Here is a 17,806-nt window from a genome sequence, read left to right as displayed (position 1 = left end):
CTAGCTCCAGGCGTATGAGCTCCCTTTCTTCTGACAGCAACCTTCTGTTTCAGCCTCGACCGGTTTTCCAGCGCCGGCGCGACCAGGTTTTTATCTGGGCTACGCGGATTGCCGTGTTTTTCTCGGCCTTCCTGCTGCTCTGGATTGCTCTGGCGATCGGCATTCAGTCTTTGCCAGCTATCAGCAAGTTTGGACTGAGTTTCTTCTGGAGCACCACCTGGGATCCGGTCGAGGATATCTATGGGGCCTGGCCACAGATCTACGGCACGCTGGTAACTTCTCTCATCGCTCTGATTGTGGGGGTTCCTTTTAGCTTTGGCATCTCTATTTTTCTGAGCGAGGATTTTCTTCCGAAGTCTCTGCGTTTGGCTTTGATCATTGTGGTTGAGCTGCTGGCGGCTATTCCCAGTGTGGTGTTCGGCATTTGGGGATTGTTTGTCTTCATCCCCTTCTTCCGCCCCGTTCAGATGTTCCTGTACGAGAACTTCAATTGGCTTCCCATTTTCAGCACACCACCGATTGGGCCGGGGATGCTGACGGCAGGAGTAGTCTTGGGGATCATGATCATCCCCATCATCACGGCCATCGCCAGAGAGGTTTTGGTGGCTGTTCCTCCTGAGCTGCGCGCGGCTGCCTATGCGATGGGGGCTACGCGATGGGAAGCCATTTTTGGAGTGGTACTACCGGCTGCGATTGGGGGTATGTTGGGGGCTGTGGTGCTGGGTTTGGGACGCGCCCTGGGCGAGACCATGGCGGTGGCAATGCTGATTGGCAATGCGCGGGGGATTAGAGTCTCGCTTTTGGCCCCTGCCAGCAACATCCCTGCATTGCTGGCCAACGAGTTTGCAGAAGCCTCTGACGAGCAGATTTCGGCTCTGATGTACGTGGCTTTAATCTTGCTGGCCATCACGCTGGTGGTCAACATCATCGCTGAGCTGATGGTTCGTCGGGTCAAGTTTGCTTTGACGGCTTCTCGGGAGTAGAGGAACATGGCGACACAAGTGGCAGCACAGGCCAATTTGTTCAAACGCAAAGTCAGATCCAAGCGCGTCGTGCTGGACTGGGTGATGACAGGCCTGACCTTTGCTTCCAGCATTTTTGCGATTGTTGTGCTCGCTTCCATCCTTTACTATGTTTTCGTCAATGGCATTGAGCGCTTCAATTGGCAGACCTTAACCCAGCTTCCTCCTCCTCCTGGAGATCAGGTGGGTGGCTTCGGCAACGCGGTGCTGGGGACGATCATCGTGGTATCGATTGCCATCTTGATCTCCTTCCCAATTGGCTTGTTTGCTGCGATTTACCTTTCGGAGTTTGGACAGAACAGCTCAACAGCCTCGGCTTTGCGCTTCGTCATCAAGGTTCTGACCGGGGTTCCCTCCATCATTGCCGGGGTGTTTGCCTATGGGGTGCTTGTGCTCTCCACTAAGACCTTTTCTGCCCTGGCGGGTGGGGTAGCTCTATCGGTGCTGACTTTGCCCATCATCATCCTTTCTTGCGAAGAGGCTCTGCGCTTGGTGCCGGCGGATACTCGGGCTGCTGCCTATGCTCTGGGCGCTTCCCGGGTGCAGACCGTGTTTCGAGTTGTCTTGCCGGCTGCCTTGCCGGTGATCCTAACGGGGGTGACTTTGGCCATTGCCCGAGCAGCAGGGGAAACAGCGCCTCTAATCTTCACCGCTCTGTTCAGTTTCCTATGGCCCGATGGTTTGCTGAAGCCAGTAGCTTCGCTGGCGGTGCTGATCTACAACTTTGCCATTGTTCCTTTCGAGAACCAGCAGAAAATTGCTTGGGGAGGAGCCTTGGCTTTGGTGATTCTGGTTTTGATCACCACGATCAGTTTCCGGCTGCTGCTGAGCCGTCGTCAGGAAACCATTACCATCTGAGGTGTATCTCCTGGGCTTGTCTCTTCGGCTTTTGGTGTTGAAGCAACGTTAACTTCAGGTACTCCTATGCGTCCTCCATTTCCTGGCACGCCTGACTCCTCTGAGAAATCCGCCAACCTAACTGTTGAGCTGGAAACGCAAGCAGTCAGTGTTTACTACGGCTCTCATTTGGCGGTGAAGCAGGTTTCTCTGAAGATTCCCAAGAATCACATCACTGCTTTTATTGGCCCTTCCGGCTGCGGCAAGAGTACTTTGCTGCGCTGCTTTAACCGCATGAACGATCTGATCCCGGGGGCGAGAGTAGAGGGATCCGTCATTTTTCACGGGAAAAACATCTACGATCCCGATGTAGATCCTGCTGAAGTGCGGCGGCGAGTTGGCCTGGTGTTCCAAAAGCCCAACCCTTTCCCCAAATCAATCTACGACAACATTGCCTTTGGGCCACGGGTCAACGGCTACCAAGGAGACTTGGATGAGCTGGTAGAGCGCACATTGCGTCAGGCCGTCCTCTGGGATGAGGTGAAAGACAAGCTGAAGATGAGTGGGCTCTCCCTTTCGGGGGGACAGCAGCAGCGTCTTTGCATTGCCCGCACCTTGGCCATCCAGCCGGAGGTTATCCTGATGGATGAGCCTTGTGCCTCGTTGGATCCAATCTCCACGTTGCGCATTGAGGAGTTGCTCAAGGAACTGGGCCGTCGCTACACGATCATTATCGTTACCCACAACATGCAGCAGGCAGCGCGGGTCTCCGACTTTACCGCCTTCTTCAACACTGAAGTCGACGAAGAGGGGGTTCGCTACGGACGGATGGTGGAGTTTAACCGCACTGAGAAAATCTTTAACTCTCCCGCCCATCGGGAAACGGAAGAGTACGTGAGCGGACGGTTCGGCTAATCTGCTGTTGGCGATCCCTCAATTCTGGTCAGTTGGGATCCCGCTCGCCTATTCTAATGGGCGGGAAGATCTATGCAAGGTGAGGCACCGGCGAGATGGCCAAGCGGGTGCGTCTGGATAGCTGGTTGGTGGAGCGCGGATATTTTTCCTCACGCCAGCAAGCGCAACGCTCCATTTTGGCAGGAGAAGTCTTTCTAAATGGGGTGCGGGCGGAAAAGCCTGGAACCTGGGTGAGCGGGGATCCAGCGGTGCAAGTCCAGTCTGGGCCTGCTTTTGTCTCACGGGGGGGAGAAAAGCTACAGGGGGCGCTGCAAACTTTTCCTGTTCAGGTGCAGGGTCGTATTTGTTTGGATGCGGGCATTTCCACAGGAGGTTTTACAGACTGCTTGTTGAAACGGGGAGCCCAGCGGGTCTACGGAGTGGATGTGGGCTATGGGCAACTGGCCTGGTCTTTGCGAACGGATGCGCGGGTGATCCTAAAGGAGCGGGCCAACTTGCGCCATCTGCAGCCGGAGGATCTGTACGGAAGCGAGGCACCTCCCCAGAGCTGGCCGGATTTGGCAGTGGTAGACCTGTCTTTTATTTCCCTGACTAAGGTGCTAGCTCCGCTGTGGAACCTGTTGCGTTTCCCACGGGAGGCGCTGTTGCTGGTGAAGCCCCAGTTTGAGGCGGGCCGAGACCAGGTGGGTAAAAAGGGGGTGGTACGGGATCCGGCTGTCCATGCCCGCGTGCTGGAGACGGTGATGCGCTCGGCTATGGCTCAGGGTTGGCAGGTGCAAGGCTACACGTGGTCGCCCATTACCGGCTCTGCTGGCAATATCGAGTACTGGCTCTGGCTGGCCGAAGGAGAAGGGATCCCTCTCCCCAGCGGCAGTGCGCTACAACAGATGAGCGAGCAGGCGAGAGCGACTTTACATGCATAGATCGTCGATTTTGTCAATAAGCTAATGTGCTGGATTGAGGGAGATGAGCCAAAAAATTGAAGAATTATTTCAGGAAGGGATTCGGCGCTATGAATCCGGGGAAGCGGCCAAGACGTTAATTCCCTCTTTTGAGTCGATCTGTAAGGGATCCCCAAAGGCGGCGGCGGCTTGGACGTGCTTGTCCTGGCTCTACCTTCTGGAGGGGCAGGCGGAAAAAGCTCTGAAGGCCGCCCAGACTGCTGTGAAGTTGGATCCGGTGGATGCCCAGCCCCGTGTGAATCTGACCCTAGCCATGCTGGAGCTGAAAAAAACCGGGGTACGCCAGCAGGTGGAGGCCATTAAGCAAATCTTGGCACGGGATCCCGAGCAGATTGAGGGCGTCAAATCCAACCTGCAAGAGGGAGGGAACCGCCGTCCTGCTTGGCCCCACTTGAGCAAGATTTACAACTGGCTCTTTGAAGAAGATTAAGTGACCCTATTCCTTGTTTTGCAACAAGACTTTAGGAAAATCTAGGGCTCGTTATTTTAATCTACAACTCTTAGCGATGTCCTCATGGGGTCGGTGCTAGACTTCATTGTACCCAATCGCAAGATGAAATCCATTTATCCATAGGGGCTAGCTCTCATCGCCTTCCCTTCGCCGGACTCAATTGATGAGATTGGGCTCTGGGTTGGTGCGAGATGCTTGGCCCGGTGGTGGCTGTACTTTTTACGCTGCACTTCATTGTATTGCGGTGCGGGCTGTATTGCCGCCGCTTCCATAGCCGCTGAGATCGAGTCCTATTTTCGAACCTTACTCTTTTGACCCCTTTGACCGCAAATGGGAGGAACTTTAAGATGAACCGTCAGATTGTTTGGGTTAAGAGCGATACCCGAAACCACCAAGGCCACTTCATCCCCCAGTCTGAGTATACTTTGGTCGAGGCTGACCAAAATGGCTGGGCGTTGATCTGTGCTGACAATGCCCGCTGCTATTATGTGGATCCCGAACAACTCCGGTTTGAAGCGGGATGAGGGCTGTTGCCACCTATTCAGGGCTTTTTGACCTCAGGGTGTAGGAGAGCCGGATTCCCGTCATGCATTCTCCCCATGCCTTTGGCGTGGGGTTTTTTATGGGATAAGGCAGAGGCCGGCAGCGGACTTGGTAGCGTTGGATGCACTTGTAACCCCGTCCATATGCTTGAATGAGGCCACTTTAGAGGGGTGGGCTTGGCCGGCAATCCTCACCCCATCCGCATACCCAAAAGGGGGTTTATCCATGTTGAACATTGGGCGGCAGTGGCCACGTTGGCTAAAGATATTGGTTATCACAGTTGTATTTGGCGTCGGTATTGTAGCTCTGACCATCGCCAGTTCGCCGGGATCCCCCAAGGCCTCTCACCCGCTGGATCCCCTGACTGCCGAGGAAATTAAAATGACGGCCAGCGTTATCCGCAAGGCCGAGAACTTGGCCGAGGATGCCACCTTTGTGCTGATCGATCTGCGGGAGCCCGACAAAGCCGAGGTGCTCAGCTTTCTGCCGGGGGATCCCTTTCGCCGAGAAGCTTTTGCCATCGTTTACGAACCGAAGGCCAACCGCACCCACGAAGCCATTGTCGACCTGATGGAAAACAAGCTGGTTAGCTGGACGGAAGTGACCGGTGTGCAACCGGCGATGGTGAGCAGCGAGTTTGGGTTGGCCGCAGAAGTGGTGAAGGCGGATCCCGGCTGGCAAGAGGCAATGCGCAAGCGGGGGATCACCGATTTCGACCGCGTGGCTGTGGATTGTTGGGCGCCGGGCAACTTGAGCGAAGAGGAAAAAGCCTCCGGAAATCGCTTCTGTCGCGGCATTTCCTACTACAAAGGCGACAACTGGAACTACTACGGTGCCCCCATTGAAGGGGTTTTGGCCACTGTGAACCTGAACACGGGAAAAGTCTCAAAGCTGATCGACGATGACACCCTTGTGGCCTTCTCCAAAGAGAGCTTTGACTACGACCTCGCTTCTCTGGGCAGCGTTCGCCCCGCCCCCAAACCTCTAAAAATTACCCACCCCGAGGGCGCCAGCTACGACATCAAGGGTAACGAGATCACCTGGCAAGGCTGGAAGTTCCGCTACCTGATGCACCCGCGCGAGGGATTGGTGCTCTACACTGCTCGCTACCAAGAGGGAGAAGAAGAACGGCCTGTGTTCTACCGGGTGAGCCTCTCGGAGATGGTGGTGCCCTACGGGGATCCCGATGAAACCTGGTATTTCCGCAACGCCTTTGATGTGGGGGAATACAACTTTGGCTTGCTCGCCAACACCATGGAGCTGGGCAAGGAGGTACCGGAGAACGGCCTGTTGCTGGATGCCGTCTTTGCCGACAACGATGGGGAGCCCTACGTGATGCCGGGGGTGATTGGCCTCTACGAGCGGGATAACGGCATGCTCTGGAAGCACTACGAGTACAACACAAAGCGCAACGATGTGCGCCGCAGCCGTGAGTTGGTCATGACCATGACCGCCGCCATCGGCAATTACGACTACGGCATTAGCTGGGTGTTTCACCAGGATGGCACCTTTGAAGTGCAGGCAGATCTGACCGGAATCGTCTTGGCCAAGGGTACAGATGCTGTGACGACTGCTGACGCGGATCCCTTTGCCCCCCTGATGGCACCCAATGTGGGCGGTACCAACCACCAGCACTACTTCAGCTTCCGGCTGGATATGGATGTGGATGGCACCGACAATGCCGTTATGGAGATGAACCTCAAGCCCCTGCCCCAAAGCCCCGACAACCCGGCAGGCAACGCCTTCATCATGGAGGAGAAGCATTTGCTCAGCGAAAAAGAGGCCGTACGGGACTTGAACATGGCCAGCAGCCGTAAGTGGGTCATCGTCTCCAGCAGCAAGACCAACGCCCTCGGCGCTCCTACCGGCTACGCCCTCATGCCCGGCCCCAATGCCATGTTCCTGCCGGTCGAGGGATCCAACGTGCGGGAGCGGGCCGGATTTGCCACCCACCACTTCTGGGCTACCCACTACCAGCCCGGCGAACTGTATGCTGCTGGCCCTTATCCCAACCAAAGCGGGCCTGGAGAAGGATTGCCGAAGTGGGTGAGCGACGACCAACCTCTAGAAGGGGAGGATCTGGTGGTTTGGTATTCCTTGGGCGTTTCCCATGTGCCGCGCCCAGAGGATTGGCCGGTGATGCCTGTACACAGAACGGGCTTTAAGCTGATACCTTGGGGCTTCTTCGACCGCAACCCGACGATCAATCTGGCGGAGCCGGCCTGATATTCGGCTTGAATCTTGTTAACTTCAACTTTCAATACAGAGGGTCTGGTCTGTCTCAGGCCCTTTTTGATTGCCACTCAGGGGGATCCCTGTTCTCGCATGGCTTCGGCCAGCAGCCGGGCCACTTCTGGTCGAGAAAACTCCGGCGGGGGCACTTCACCGCGGCGCAGCATTTCCCGCACCTTGGTACCTGAGAGGTGAATGCGCTGGTGAGGCTGGCTGGGGCTGGTCTTGGCCGTGGCCATGGTGCCGGTGACGGTGCAATAGAAAGCATGTTCAAACTTCAAGGGAATGATGCCCAGCTCCCCCGGCTGGAACTCATCGAAAATGTGTTGGGCATCGTAGGTGCCGTAGTAGTTCCCCACCCCGGCGTGATCCCGTCCCACAATGAAATGGGTACAGCCGTAGTTTTTGCGAATGAGGGCATGGAAAATGGCCTCGCGGGGGCCGGCGTAGCGCATCGACGCAGGGTTGATGGCCAAGATCACCCGCTCCTTGGGGTAGTACTTTTCGATCAACACCTCGTAGCAGCGCATACGCACATCGGCGGGAATGTCGTCGCTTTTGGTAGCCCCCACCAGCGGGTGCAAAAATAGCCCGTCCACAATCTCCAAGGCACATTTTTGGATGTATTCATGGGCGCGGTGGATGGGGTTGCGGGTTTGGAAGCCTACAATGGTTCTCCAGCCTCTTTCCCGAAACAGTTGCCGCGATTGGGCCGGGTCAATCTGGTAGGCCGGAAAAAGAGGGTGGGGATCCCGCTGCAGGAGGGTGACGGGGCCGGCCAAATAGACGGATCCCTGCTCGTAGAGCACCTTTACCCCTGGATGCTGCTCATCGGTGGTGCGATAAACTTGCCGGGCTTCGCGGGTTTTGTCGTAGGTGAATTTCTCCGTCAGCTCCAGTAGGCCCAGGATCTTGCCCTCGGCACTGGCCAAGGCAATCATTTGCCCCTCTTTCAGACCCGCTGCCACTTCCGAGGAGACCGGCAGGGTGACCGGCAGCGACCAAGCCAAGCCATTGGCCAGGTGCATTGTTTCCAGAACGGCCTGGTAATCTTCCCGCCCCATAAACCCCGTTAGCGGGCTGAAGCCCCCAATGGCGATCATCTCCAGATCCGATTGGGCCCGCTCGTCGAGATAGAGGATGGGGCAATGTTCGGCTTTGGAACGCAGCTCCTGCGCCTGCTCAGGCGGGGCAATGCAGTTGATCAGGGTGCCCCCGTGGGGCGGAATGGCATCACCAGAAGGGAGAGTCGATGGAGATTGGCTCATGGGAAGGGCAGCGGGAACAAAGGTTATCCAATCCAATATCCAACTATCGGATCCCGGATCTCCAGGAAGCAGGGAAAAAAGCACAGGTCGGGCTGAAAACAGGAGGGAGCAGAACAGATGGAGACCCCATCCAGGCTCACACCCTCAGGGATCCCCTCCATCCCAGTCAATCCAGCAGATAGGGAGGCATGCTTTCATCGGTGGCTGATACATTGTCGAAGATGGGCCGATTCATGATCTTCTTTTGCGCGTGCAGAGGCGAGGATTGGGGTTTGGGCTGAATGATGGGGGCTTGCTCTTTGGGTTTCCGTAACTCCTGGATGGTTTTGGCCCGCTCGTCCGCAACCGCTTGCAACTGCGCCAGCGCCTTTTGCAATTCGTCCCGATGGGCAGTAACCTGCTGCAATTGAGCTTGCAGGGCAGAGACTTTGTTTTGGTAGTCCTGCAAGAGTTGTTGAGCTTCGGCCAGTTGGCTTTTGAGGGCTTCCATTTCCGGCGATTCTGGGGCTGGTTCTGAGGGAGACTGAGAAGACATCGTTGTCGGCTCCTCACCTGTGGGAGTAGACTCTGCAGAGGTGGGCTCTGAACTGGTTTTAGCACTGGCCTTGCGCCGAATTCCGCCAGAGCGGCGGGAAGTTTCCCCCGACGAAGGAAAGAGGCTACGGTCAGATCCGGTCACAAGAGCACCTCGTGTTCAACCAACTGTAGCAGCCGCTGACACACCGCCGACCCAGGCCGATAGTCCATCACCGTCAAGCCGTAGTCAAAAGCAATGCGCAAATCGCTGCTATCTGGAATAGTAACGGGTGAAAGCACATCCGCAAAAATCTGTTGCGCTTGCACATACAATTGCCCGGTATGGGATCCCGACCAAATGCCCCCCGGCAGATAGCGGTCGTCCAGCATCGTCAAAACGGCGCGGGCGTGGCTGAGCTGGCCTTTCAGGGCCTCAATGTAGCGCAAGGTCACTTCCGTGCAGGAGAAATCGGCGCGGTTGAGCCGCGTCGGGATCAGTACCCGCTGGGCCACCCGCAGGGCATTGGCGGTGAGAGCATTCAGTTCTCCCGGCGTATCGAGAAAGATGAAGTCGTAGTCCTGCAGCAGGGGATCCAGTTGGCGCTGCAACAGATCCTGACCCGTCTCTCCGGCAGCAGCCAGTTGGGCCGCCACTTCCGCCATGGTGCTGTGGGAGGGCGCCACATCCACTCCCTTGTCCGTGCAGTAGATCACCTCTTCCAGAGGACGTTGGTGCTGCGGGTGTAAGCTGGCCCAAGCCGTTTCCAGTGCCGCCAGGGATCCGGCCCCTTCCAGGTAAAGGTTGCTGGCGGTGGCCTGGGACGTGAGATCGATGAGCAAAACTCGGTATCCCCGCTGGGCCGTCAACTGAGCCGCGTGGACGCAGAGGGTGGACTTGCCGGTGCCCCCTTTGTTGTTGGTAAAGGCCAGGATGCGCGCCATCAGCTCCCCCCGTTTTGCCAACTTGTTCCCCTTTCCGAGCAGCCCGGCCAGATCCGACAGGACAGCCGTTTAGGTGGCCCCGCAGCAGTCTATGCTATTGGGTGTAGCCTGGTGGAGGACAACCATGCGCGATGTACTGGCGATCATCTTGGGAGGTGGGCGTGGCACCCGACTTTATCCCCTGACCAAGCGCCGCGCTAAACCTGCTGTGCCCCTGGCCGGCAAATACCGCCTCATCGACATCCCGGTCAGCAACTGCATCAACTCCGACATCGAAAAAATCTACGTCCTCACCCAGTTCAACTCTGCCTCTCTGAACCGCCACATCGTCAACACCTACCGCTTGTCCCCCTTCACAGGCGGCTTTGTGGACGTTTTGGCGGCCCAACAAACCCCTGACAATCCCGATTGGTTCCAAGGCACCGCCGATGCCGTTCGCCAATACCTCTGGCTGATGGACTCCTGGAAGCCGCGGGACTTCCTCATCCTGTCTGGGGATCACCTCTACCGCATGGACTACCGCCCCTTCATCCACCATCACCGGCAGGTGGGAGCCGATGTGACCCTGGCGGTGCTCCCCTGTGAAGAAAAAGTGGCCTCGGGTTTTGGCTTGCTCAAGCTCGGCGAAAACGGTCGCATTGTGGATTTCAAGGAAAAGCCAACAGGAGATCTGCTGAAAGCCTGCCAGGTGGACACGCAAGCTCTCGGCCTCAGCCCGGAAGAAGCCAAAGCCAAGCCCTACATCGCCTCCATGGGCATCTATGTATTCAAGCGAGAAGCTCTGATCGAGATGCTCAAAGTCAAGGAGCACACCGACTTTGGCAAAGAGGTGCTGCCGGCAGCCATCGGCAAATACCATCTGCAAGCCTATCTCTTCCAGGGTTACTGGGAAGACATCGGCACCATCGAGGCTTTTTACCGGGCCAATCTGGCACTGGTGCAGCAGCCCAACCCGCCCTTCAGCTTCTTCGACAGCGAAATGCCCATCTACACCCGCCCGCGCTTTTTGCCCCCCAACAAAATCCTCGACTCCCAGATCGTCAACTCCATGATCGCCGATGGCTGCATCATCAAAAACGCCCAAATTCGCAACTCCATCATCGGCATTCGCAGCCGCTTGGAGGCCAACACCATTGTGGAAAACACCCTGGTAATGGGAGCCGATTACTACGAGTCGGCAGAAGAGCGACAGGCCAGGCTGGAGGAAGGGATCCCACCGGTGGGCATCGGGGCCAACTCTCACATTGTCAACGCCATCGTGGATAAGAATGCCCGCATTGGGCGCAATGTCCGCATCCTCAACAAGGATCACGTCACCGAAGCGCAGCGGGAAGAGGAAGGGATCTGGATCAGCAACGGCATCGTCACCATCATCAAAGACTCGGTGATCCCGGACAACACCATCATTTGAGGGGGAAACAGGCCGGCCCTGGCCGAGAAGGGGGCAGGATGGGGCTGACAGGCCCTTGCGCAGAAACGGCGAGGCTTTTTCTGTTAAGATGGATACCAAGAGCTTCAAAACAAAAGACTGTGAGATCGCTGGAGTGTGTTTAGTAGAACTTCGCCCATTGCCGCTTTGGAAGTTTACGATCCGCAATTGATCTGCCGCTATTACCGCTGGCGCCTGCCCCAAGTGATCGGTCGGGCGCTGGCCATTCTCTGGCCTTTCTTGTGGTTTGTCCTCTGTTTGCGCTGGGATCAACTGTGGGGACACACTGATCGCAATGTGGGACGGCGCTCGGTGCAGTTGCGAAAGCTGCTCACCGACCTGGGGCCAACGTTCATCAAGGTGGGTCAGGCCCTCTCCACCCGCCCCGATCTGGTGCGCAAAGACTACCTAGAAGAACTCACCCAACTGCAAGATCAACTGCCGCCATTTCCTTCCGAGCAAGCATTTGCCCGCATCGAATCCGAGTTGGGCCGTCCGATTGCCGAGATCTTTGCCCAGATCTCTCCAGAGCCGGTGGCTGCTGCCAGTTTGGGCCAGGTTTACAAAGCGCAGTTGCACAGCGGCGAATGGGTGGCGGTGAAGGTGCAGCGACCCCATCTGCGAGAGCAGTTGAGCCTGGATCTGTACCTGATTCGCTGGGCCTCGACATGGCTGGGCCCCTGGCTGCCCTTAAACCTGGGCAGTACTTTGACGGCGGTGGTCGATGAGTTTGGCCGCAAGCTTTTTGAAGAGATCGACTACCTGCACGAAGGGCGAAACTGCGAGCGCTTCGCCGAATACTTCCGCGACGATCCGGATGTGTACGTGCCGCGCATCTTCTGGGCTTACAGCACCCGCCGGGTTCTGACCCTGGAGTGGATCGACGGCATCAAGCTGACGGATGTGGAGCGCATTCGAGCAGCCAACCTGGAGGTGAAACAATTGGTGCGTATCGGGGTGGTTGCTGCCCTCAAGCAATTGCTGGAATACGGCTTTTTCCACGCGGATCCCCACCCAGGTAACTTGTTTGCCCTCACCGATGGCCGTATGGCCTACATCGATTTCGGCATGATGGATCAGCTCACCGAGGAAATGAAGGAGTACTTGGTGGATGCTCTGGTTCACCTGGTGGATCGCGACTACAACGCCCTGATCGATGACTTTGTTCACTTGGGTTTTTTGCAGCCGGATGTCAGCCGCCAAGAGCTGATCCGCGCCCTGGAAAAGGTATTGGCGGATGTGTTGACCCAAGAGGTGGGCAACTTTAACTTCAAAACGGCCACGGATCAGTTCTCTGACCTGATGTATCGCTATCCTTTTCGAGTGCCCTCCCACTTTGCTCTGGTGATCCGCTCTTTGGTCACCCAAGAGGGAGTAGCCCTCAGCCTCTATCCCCAGTTCCGCATCGTCGGTGTGGCCTATCCCTATGTGGCCAAGCGCCTGCTGACGGACGAATCGCCTCGTATTCGCCAACGGCTGCTGCAAGTGTTGATCAAAGACGGCAAGTTCCGCTGGAACCGCCTGGAGAACCTGATTCAAATTGCCCGCAGCGATGGGGAACTGGATTGGTTGCCCACCGCCCAAATGGGCTTGCGCTACCTGATGTCGGAAGAGGCCCGCGATCTGCGCCGCCAGTTGGTGCTTTCCCTCACAGAAGATGATCGCCTTCACTTTGAGGAGCTGCAGCGCCTGTGGCGGTTGATCAGCCCTGAACTTTCCCCGGCCTACCTCTGGCAGGCGACGCTGAGATCCCTACCCTCGACCGGCGATCTGCAACACACGTTTGCCGAGTTCAGGGATCAGGTGCAAGCCCATCTGGAACATCTTAGCCGCTGGCGGCCACCTCAACCCTGGTCGGATTTGCTGGCAGGAGTGGGACAGGAAAGATAGAACGGAAGAAGGTGGCTCAAGTTTAAGTTTGTTGTTTATTGAGCTGGACAGAAGCGTGGCAGATCAGAAAGGTGATTTCATTGCGGGTGTAGTGACCGGCGCCGTGTTGGGAGGGATCATCGGCGGGGTGATCGGGTTTGTGCTTGCCCCTCGACTCAGCAAGGGATCCGCCGAAGGCCAACGCCGGGATCCAGATCGCCTCAACGGCACCTCCGCAACCCCTGAACGACCGCGCCTCAGTGCTTCAGGTGAGCCCGCCATGTCCAGCGACTGGAAGAAGTGGGAAAATGAGGCAGAACGAATTGCCCAAGCCCGCCGCACTCTAGAGGCCAAGATTGCCGAGTTAAACGAGGCGATCCAGGCCACCCGGGCTCAGTTGCTTGTCAAGGAAGTGCCTGCCCCTGCTGCTGAGGAAAACTCTTGAGCTTGAGCGGGAAGAAGGAACCTCAGGGGTCTCCCGCCCATGTCAAACTAGAGGCGGCAATGGCTTTCTGCCTTGCATCTTTGGATGGGTTGCCATCGGATGTGAGGTTTGCCTCTGCTGACGGCGTTTGGTCTGTCTGACTGATCTGTGTTTTGTTCATTCCCTTCTCTGAACCGCTATGATGCTTAGCCACTTGTTGTCTCCTCTCGCCTGGATGGGCGGCCTCTCTCTGGGGTTGGTCTACGGCACTGCCGGGTCGTTGCTGTTCCGCTCCCTTTACCAGTTCATCGTCATTTACAATGCTCTGCTGATCGTGCGGATCTTGCTGAGCTGGTTCCCGCAACTGAACTGGTCTAACCCCATCCTGTCGGTGCTCAGCCAACTCACCGATCCCTATCTCAACCTGTTCCGCGGCATCATCCCCCCCATTGGCGGCTTGGACTTTTCCCCCTGGCTGGCCTTCATTTTGCTCAGTTTTGCCATGCAGGTGGTGGGCCAGTTTGCCTAGCCGCTGTAGCACTGGATTCATCTGGATAGGCCGGGATCCCTTTACGATGGAGAGCTGCTTTTTTCGTTGCCCGCCATGCAGATCCCCGGCGTTGCCCACTACTGGCTGCTGAATGCTCAGGTTCCCCTGTCGGTACTGAAGGAGGCGGTGCGGGGGGCTGTCCCCAACCGCGATAACCTGGTGTTGCTGGATCTGGAAATTGAAGGGGGGCAGATCCGCCAAATCCGGCTGGCAACAGGGATCCCGCCCCAGGGGATCCCCAGCGTGGATCTAAGGCGGGGCCAAGTGTGGCCGTGTTTTGTGGACATCCATACCCACCTGGACAAGGGACATGTGTGGCCGCGCACCCCCAATCCCGATGGTACCTTTGCCGGGGCGAGGCAGGCCGGCCAGGAAGATTGGGTGAAGATGAAGCAAGCCTATGACGGGGATCCGGAGCGGTTTCGGGAGGATCTCTACCGTCGCTTCAGCTTTGGTTTGCGCTGCAGCTATGCCCATGGATCCCAGGCGGTGCGCACCCATCTGGCCTGTGAGAACCCTCAAGTTATGGGGGCCAACTGGGAGGTGTTTGTCCAGTTGCGCCGAGAGTGGGCGGGCAAGCTGGAACTCCAGGCGGTCACGCTTCTGAGCTTGGATACCTTTCTCACCCCTGCAGGGGAAAAGCTGGCGGACAAGGTGGCGGAAGTGGGCGGGATCCTGGGTGGGGTGGCGGCGATGGGGCCGGAACTGGATCGGCAATTGGATCGGGTGTTTGCCCTGGCCAAGGAGCGGGGCTTGGCTCTGGACTTTCATACGGATGAGACGGATGATCCGGGATCCATCACATTGAGACACGTAGCAGCGGCGGCCTTGCGCAACGATTTTCCCCATCAGGTGGTGTGTGGCCATTGCTGTAGCCTGGCCGTGCAACCGCCGGAGGTGGCCCACAAGACTATGGCCTTGGTCAGAGAGGCGGGAATTGCCGTGGTCAGCCTGCCCATGTGTAACCTATATTTGCAAGCCCGTAACCCCGGCCATACCCCCCGCTGGCGGGGAGTGACGCTGTTGCATGAGCTGAAGGCTTTGGGCGTGCCGGTGATGATAGCCAGCGATAATTGCCGGGATCCCTTTTATGGCTTTGGGGATCACGACGGCCTGGAGGTGTTCCGGGAGGCCACCCGCATTTTGCACCTGGATACCCCCTATGGGGATTGGCCACAGGCGATTACCACCACCCCTGCCCGCATCATGGGCTTGACCGAGCGAGGGCAAATTGGGGTGGGGCTGCCGGCAGATCTGGTGCTGTTCAAAGGACGTGGCTTTGATGAGCTGCTTTCCCGTCCCCAGCATGACCGAGTGGTGTTGCGTCAGGGGCAGGCCATCGACACGGCTTTGCCGGACTACAGCGAATTGGACGACCTGATGGAGAACGTGGGGGCAGCGCTCAGCCCCAAGAAGTAGAGCAGGGCTATTTTGAGCAGTGAAACAGCGGGGGGATCCCTGACATTTCTCCCCAACCTGGGAAAAAGGTGGGTCGATTATTCCCAGATTAAGGTGAGATCCACCACAAAGCCAGGGAGAACGGGATCCCCAGACAAGCTGGTAGGTCGCTCCAAAACTTGCACCGGCTGACCTGTGCGATAGACATAGACCTTCCCGCTTTCCGGGTCGATTAACCAGCCCAGTTGGGATCCGTTGTCCAGGTACTCCTGCAGCTTGGCCTGAAGGGTGGCCAGCTCGTCAGTAGGAGACTTCAGTTCCAGCACAAAGTCAGGGCACAGAGGAGCAAACCGACGGCGCTGCTCTGGGGTGAGCTGCTGCCAGCGCTCTTTGGGCATCCAAGCGGCATCGGGAGAGCGAATGGCCCCATTGGGCAAGGCAAAACCGGCGGAAGAGTCAAAGGCCACACCAAGCTGAGTTTGCCGGTTCCACTGCCAGAGCTGGGCGCTAAGGCTCAAGTTTTGACGACTGCTTTCGCTGCCTGCAGGAGCCATGGCGATCAGTTCTCCTTGGGCGGTGCGTTCCAGGCGCAGCTCAGGATTCCGCCGGCAGAGCTGCTCGAAAACTTCATCGGTTAAATTCACAGCCGGCTGCAGGTTGAGGGCGATCATCATCCTTCCTGGGCAAAACTCTCAGGGTATGGGGCCTGTGGCTCGTATTGATCCCCTAGGATGGAGCGTATTTTTTGGCGAGGGGCGCGAAGGGCTGGACTTCTACCCAACTCTCGGCTTTGGGCCAAGACTTCTGGTACCCACTGTGACATACTCCCGCACTCATGCCGACACATAGAGTGCAGGCTTCAAGGGCTCCGTCCCGCTGGCGCGAATGGGAGGGCAACCCGACAGAGGAAGTGCCGTAGCAGAACCAGGAACCGGAATCCTCGCCCTTTATGACGGGGAGTATGTCAAAGGGGTCAAGTGCCATCAGGTGAAAGTCCTCCTATTGGGGATCCCTGTGGGCAGCCAGAATGGCCTGAGCAGCCAGGTGGCCGGAGAGGGTGGCCCCTTCCATGCTGTCGATGTAGTCTTGGGCGGTGTAGCTGCCGGCAAAAAAGAAGTTGGGTATTGGGGTCTTTTGCTGTGGGCGATAGGGATCCATGCCCGGCGCTTCTCGATAGAGGGAGTGGGCCAGTTTCACCACGCTGTACCAGGTCATGTTCAGTTGCCGGGATGAAGGAAACAGCTCGTGGACTTGGTGCAACACGTGCTGGGCAATTTGCTCGTTGGGCATGGAAATGAAGGGATCCCCCGGCGTGAGCACGCATTGTAGCAGGGATCCCTGGCCCGGCTTGTAGTAGTCGGCGGGGCTGGTGAGGGCCAGATCGGCAAAGCAGGAAAAATCGGCATCGGCGGTGTAGAGGAGATTGTCGATACCCAGAGCCTCTGGGTGTTGGCTGGCTCGTTTGGCCTGGCCTTGGGGGTTCAGCTCCGTCACCCAGCCATCGAAGCGCAACTGCACCGTGGCCACAGGTACGGATTCCAGCTTGTAGAGGTTGTCGAACTGAGGCCACTGCCGCCATACTTCCGGGATCAGCCGTTTGGCCCCTTCCACTGCCGTTGCACACACATACACATCTGCCTCCACCCGCTCTCCATTGGCCAAGAGCAAGCCGGTCACCGCGTAGGGAGGAGAGTCGTTCACTTCAATGCGGCTGACCCCTCTGCGGGTGTGGATCTGGCCCCCACGGGCTTGGATGTAGCGGACGATAGGCTGAGTGAGATAGGTGTCCGGGGATCCCTTGAGGAAATTGAGCTTGGAGGCCTCTGTTTTGCTGGCAAACATCTGAAAGATCGTCAGCATGCAGCGGGCAGAAATCTGCTCTGTATCGATAAAGCCCAAGGCATAGGCAATCGGGTTCCACATCCGCTTCAGGCTACCCTCGGATCCCCCATGCCGCCGAAACCAATCGGCAAAGCTCATCCGATCCAAGGCGCGAATTTGCCGCATTGCCCCTTCATAGTCCAGCAAGCCGCGAATCAAAGGGCTGGTGCCCAGCGCCAAGGCGTTGCGCAGCTTGTCCGCCCAAGAGAGCTGCTCGGTGGTGAAAAAAGCTTTGAGGCCGTTGAAAGGCGCCCCCAGGGGAAAGCGAAAATCCAGACTGGCCGTTTGCCCACCTCGGTTGACAAAGGTGTGGGTGTGTTGCTTGGGCAGCAGGTTCTCGTAGGCCCCCACCTTTTTCATCAGGGCAAACAAATTGCTGTAGTTGCAGAAAAAAACGTGCAGCCCCATCTCGATGTGGTTGCCATCGGCATCCTGCCAGGATCCCACCTTGCCGCCGACAAAAGGCCGCGCCTCGTAGAGCTGCACCTCGTGTCCTGCCTCGACCAAATCGACTGCCGTCACCAACCCGGCCAATCCGGCCCCAATAATGGCTACCCGCATAGCAAT

17 protein-coding genes are annotated in these 17,806 nt (G+C 57.4%); 12 read left to right on the top strand and 5 right to left on the bottom strand.

Features of this window, described 5'->3' with window-relative positions:
- Positions 1-14 precede the first annotated feature (14 nt).
- From pstC to NW816_RS02035, 7 genes are all read left to right on the top strand, one after another.
- Complete coding sequence (gene pstC / locus NW816_RS02065) at positions 15-983, top strand: phosphate ABC transporter permease subunit PstC (RefSeq protein WP_414408073.1); 969 nt, start codon at positions 15-17, stop codon at positions 981-983.
- 6 nt (positions 984-989) lie between these two features.
- Positions 990-1,880 carry a phosphate ABC transporter permease PstA gene (pstA, locus tag NW816_RS02060; protein WP_414408072.1) on the top strand — a complete coding sequence of 297 codons (891 nt, stop codon included), beginning with the start codon at positions 990-992 and terminating at the stop codon, positions 1,878-1,880.
- A 66-nt stretch (positions 1,881-1,946) separates the two neighbouring features.
- Positions 1,947-2,774, top strand: a complete 828-nt coding sequence (gene pstB, locus NW816_RS02055; protein WP_414355863.1) for a phosphate ABC transporter ATP-binding protein PstB — start codon at positions 1,947-1,949, stop codon at positions 2,772-2,774.
- A 95-nt stretch (positions 2,775-2,869) separates the two neighbouring features.
- The gene (locus NW816_RS02050) at positions 2,870-3,697 is read left to right on the top strand and encodes a TlyA family RNA methyltransferase (protein ID WP_414408071.1); all 828 of its coding nucleotides are present in this window, start codon (positions 2,870-2,872) and stop codon (positions 3,695-3,697) included.
- Between the two features lie 43 nt (positions 3,698-3,740).
- A complete protein-coding gene (locus tag NW816_RS02045; protein WP_011432703.1) occupies positions 3,741-4,166 on the top strand; it encodes a hypothetical protein in 426 nt (141 codons plus the stop codon).
- Positions 4,167-4,534: 368 nt separating this feature from the next.
- The gene (locus NW816_RS02040) at positions 4,535-4,711 is read left to right on the top strand and encodes a hypothetical protein (protein ID WP_414355865.1); all 177 of its coding nucleotides are present in this window, start codon (positions 4,535-4,537) and stop codon (positions 4,709-4,711) included.
- 244 nt (positions 4,712-4,955) lie between these two features.
- Positions 4,956-6,956: a primary-amine oxidase gene (locus tag NW816_RS02035; RefSeq protein ID WP_414408070.1), complete on the top strand. Its 2,001-nt coding sequence runs from the start codon at positions 4,956-4,958 to the stop codon at positions 6,954-6,956.
- Between the two features lie 77 nt (positions 6,957-7,033).
- Here NW816_RS02035 and sat read toward each other — a convergent pair whose 3' ends face one another.
- The 3 genes from sat to NW816_RS02020 form a co-directional block, all read right to left on the bottom strand.
- A complete protein-coding gene (gene sat / locus NW816_RS02030; protein WP_414408069.1) occupies positions 7,034-8,230 on the bottom strand; it encodes a sulfate adenylyltransferase in 1,197 nt (398 codons plus the stop codon).
- A 166-nt stretch (positions 8,231-8,396) separates the two neighbouring features.
- Positions 8,397-8,765 (bottom strand): hypothetical protein, encoded by a 369-nt coding sequence (locus tag NW816_RS02025; RefSeq protein ID WP_414408068.1) that lies wholly within the window; start codon positions 8,763-8,765, stop codon positions 8,397-8,399.
- A 140-nt stretch (positions 8,766-8,905) separates the two neighbouring features.
- Positions 8,906-9,688 carry a ParA family protein gene (locus NW816_RS02020; protein WP_414355869.1) on the bottom strand — a complete coding sequence of 261 codons (783 nt, stop codon included), beginning with the start codon at positions 9,686-9,688 and terminating at the stop codon, positions 8,906-8,908.
- Positions 9,689-9,812: 124 nt separating this feature from the next.
- On the opposite strand from NW816_RS02020, the gene NW816_RS02015 reads away from it, so the two are divergent.
- The 5 genes from NW816_RS02015 (at position 9,813) to NW816_RS01995 (ending at position 15,379) form a co-directional block, all read left to right on the top strand.
- The gene (locus NW816_RS02015; protein WP_414408067.1) at positions 9,813-11,099 is read left to right on the top strand and encodes a glucose-1-phosphate adenylyltransferase; all 1,287 of its coding nucleotides are present in this window, start codon (positions 9,813-9,815) and stop codon (positions 11,097-11,099) included.
- Between the two features lie 135 nt (positions 11,100-11,234).
- The gene (locus NW816_RS02010; protein WP_414408066.1) at positions 11,235-13,007 is read left to right on the top strand and encodes an ABC1 kinase family protein; all 1,773 of its coding nucleotides are present in this window, start codon (positions 11,235-11,237) and stop codon (positions 13,005-13,007) included.
- 55 nt (positions 13,008-13,062) lie between these two features.
- Positions 13,063-13,431 carry a hypothetical protein gene (locus NW816_RS02005; RefSeq protein ID WP_414355872.1) on the top strand — a complete coding sequence of 123 codons (369 nt, stop codon included), beginning with the start codon at positions 13,063-13,065 and terminating at the stop codon, positions 13,429-13,431.
- A 178-nt stretch (positions 13,432-13,609) separates the two neighbouring features.
- Positions 13,610-13,939, top strand: coding sequence for a YggT family protein (locus tag NW816_RS02000; protein WP_414408065.1), 330 nt, complete (start codon positions 13,610-13,612; stop codon positions 13,937-13,939).
- Positions 13,940-14,014: 75 nt separating this feature from the next.
- Entirely contained in the window at positions 14,015-15,379 is a 1,365-nt protein-coding gene (locus tag NW816_RS01995; RefSeq protein WP_414408087.1) for a cytosine deaminase, read from the top strand.
- A gap of 77 nt (positions 15,380-15,456) precedes the next feature.
- On the opposite strand, the gene NW816_RS01990 is transcribed toward NW816_RS01995, so the two are convergent.
- The gene (locus tag NW816_RS01990; RefSeq protein WP_414408086.1) at positions 15,457-16,029 is read right to left on the bottom strand and encodes a Uma2 family endonuclease; all 573 of its coding nucleotides are present in this window, start codon (positions 16,027-16,029) and stop codon (positions 15,457-15,459) included.
- A 328-nt stretch (positions 16,030-16,357) separates the two neighbouring features.
- On the bottom strand, positions 16,358-17,800 hold the full coding sequence (zds, locus tag NW816_RS01985; protein ID WP_414408064.1) for a 9,9'-di-cis-zeta-carotene desaturase: 1,443 nt from the start codon (positions 17,798-17,800) through the stop codon (positions 16,358-16,360).
- Positions 17,801-17,806 lie beyond the last annotated feature (6 nt).

Origin of the sequence: Synechococcus sp. W55.1, from assembly GCF_047461655.1 — a bacterium.
Taxonomy (GTDB): Bacteria; Cyanobacteriota; Cyanobacteriia; order Thermostichales; family Thermostichaceae; genus Thermostichus.
Note: the sequence above shows the minus strand (reverse complement) of the source record. Positions and strands in the feature narration are given on the sequence as shown.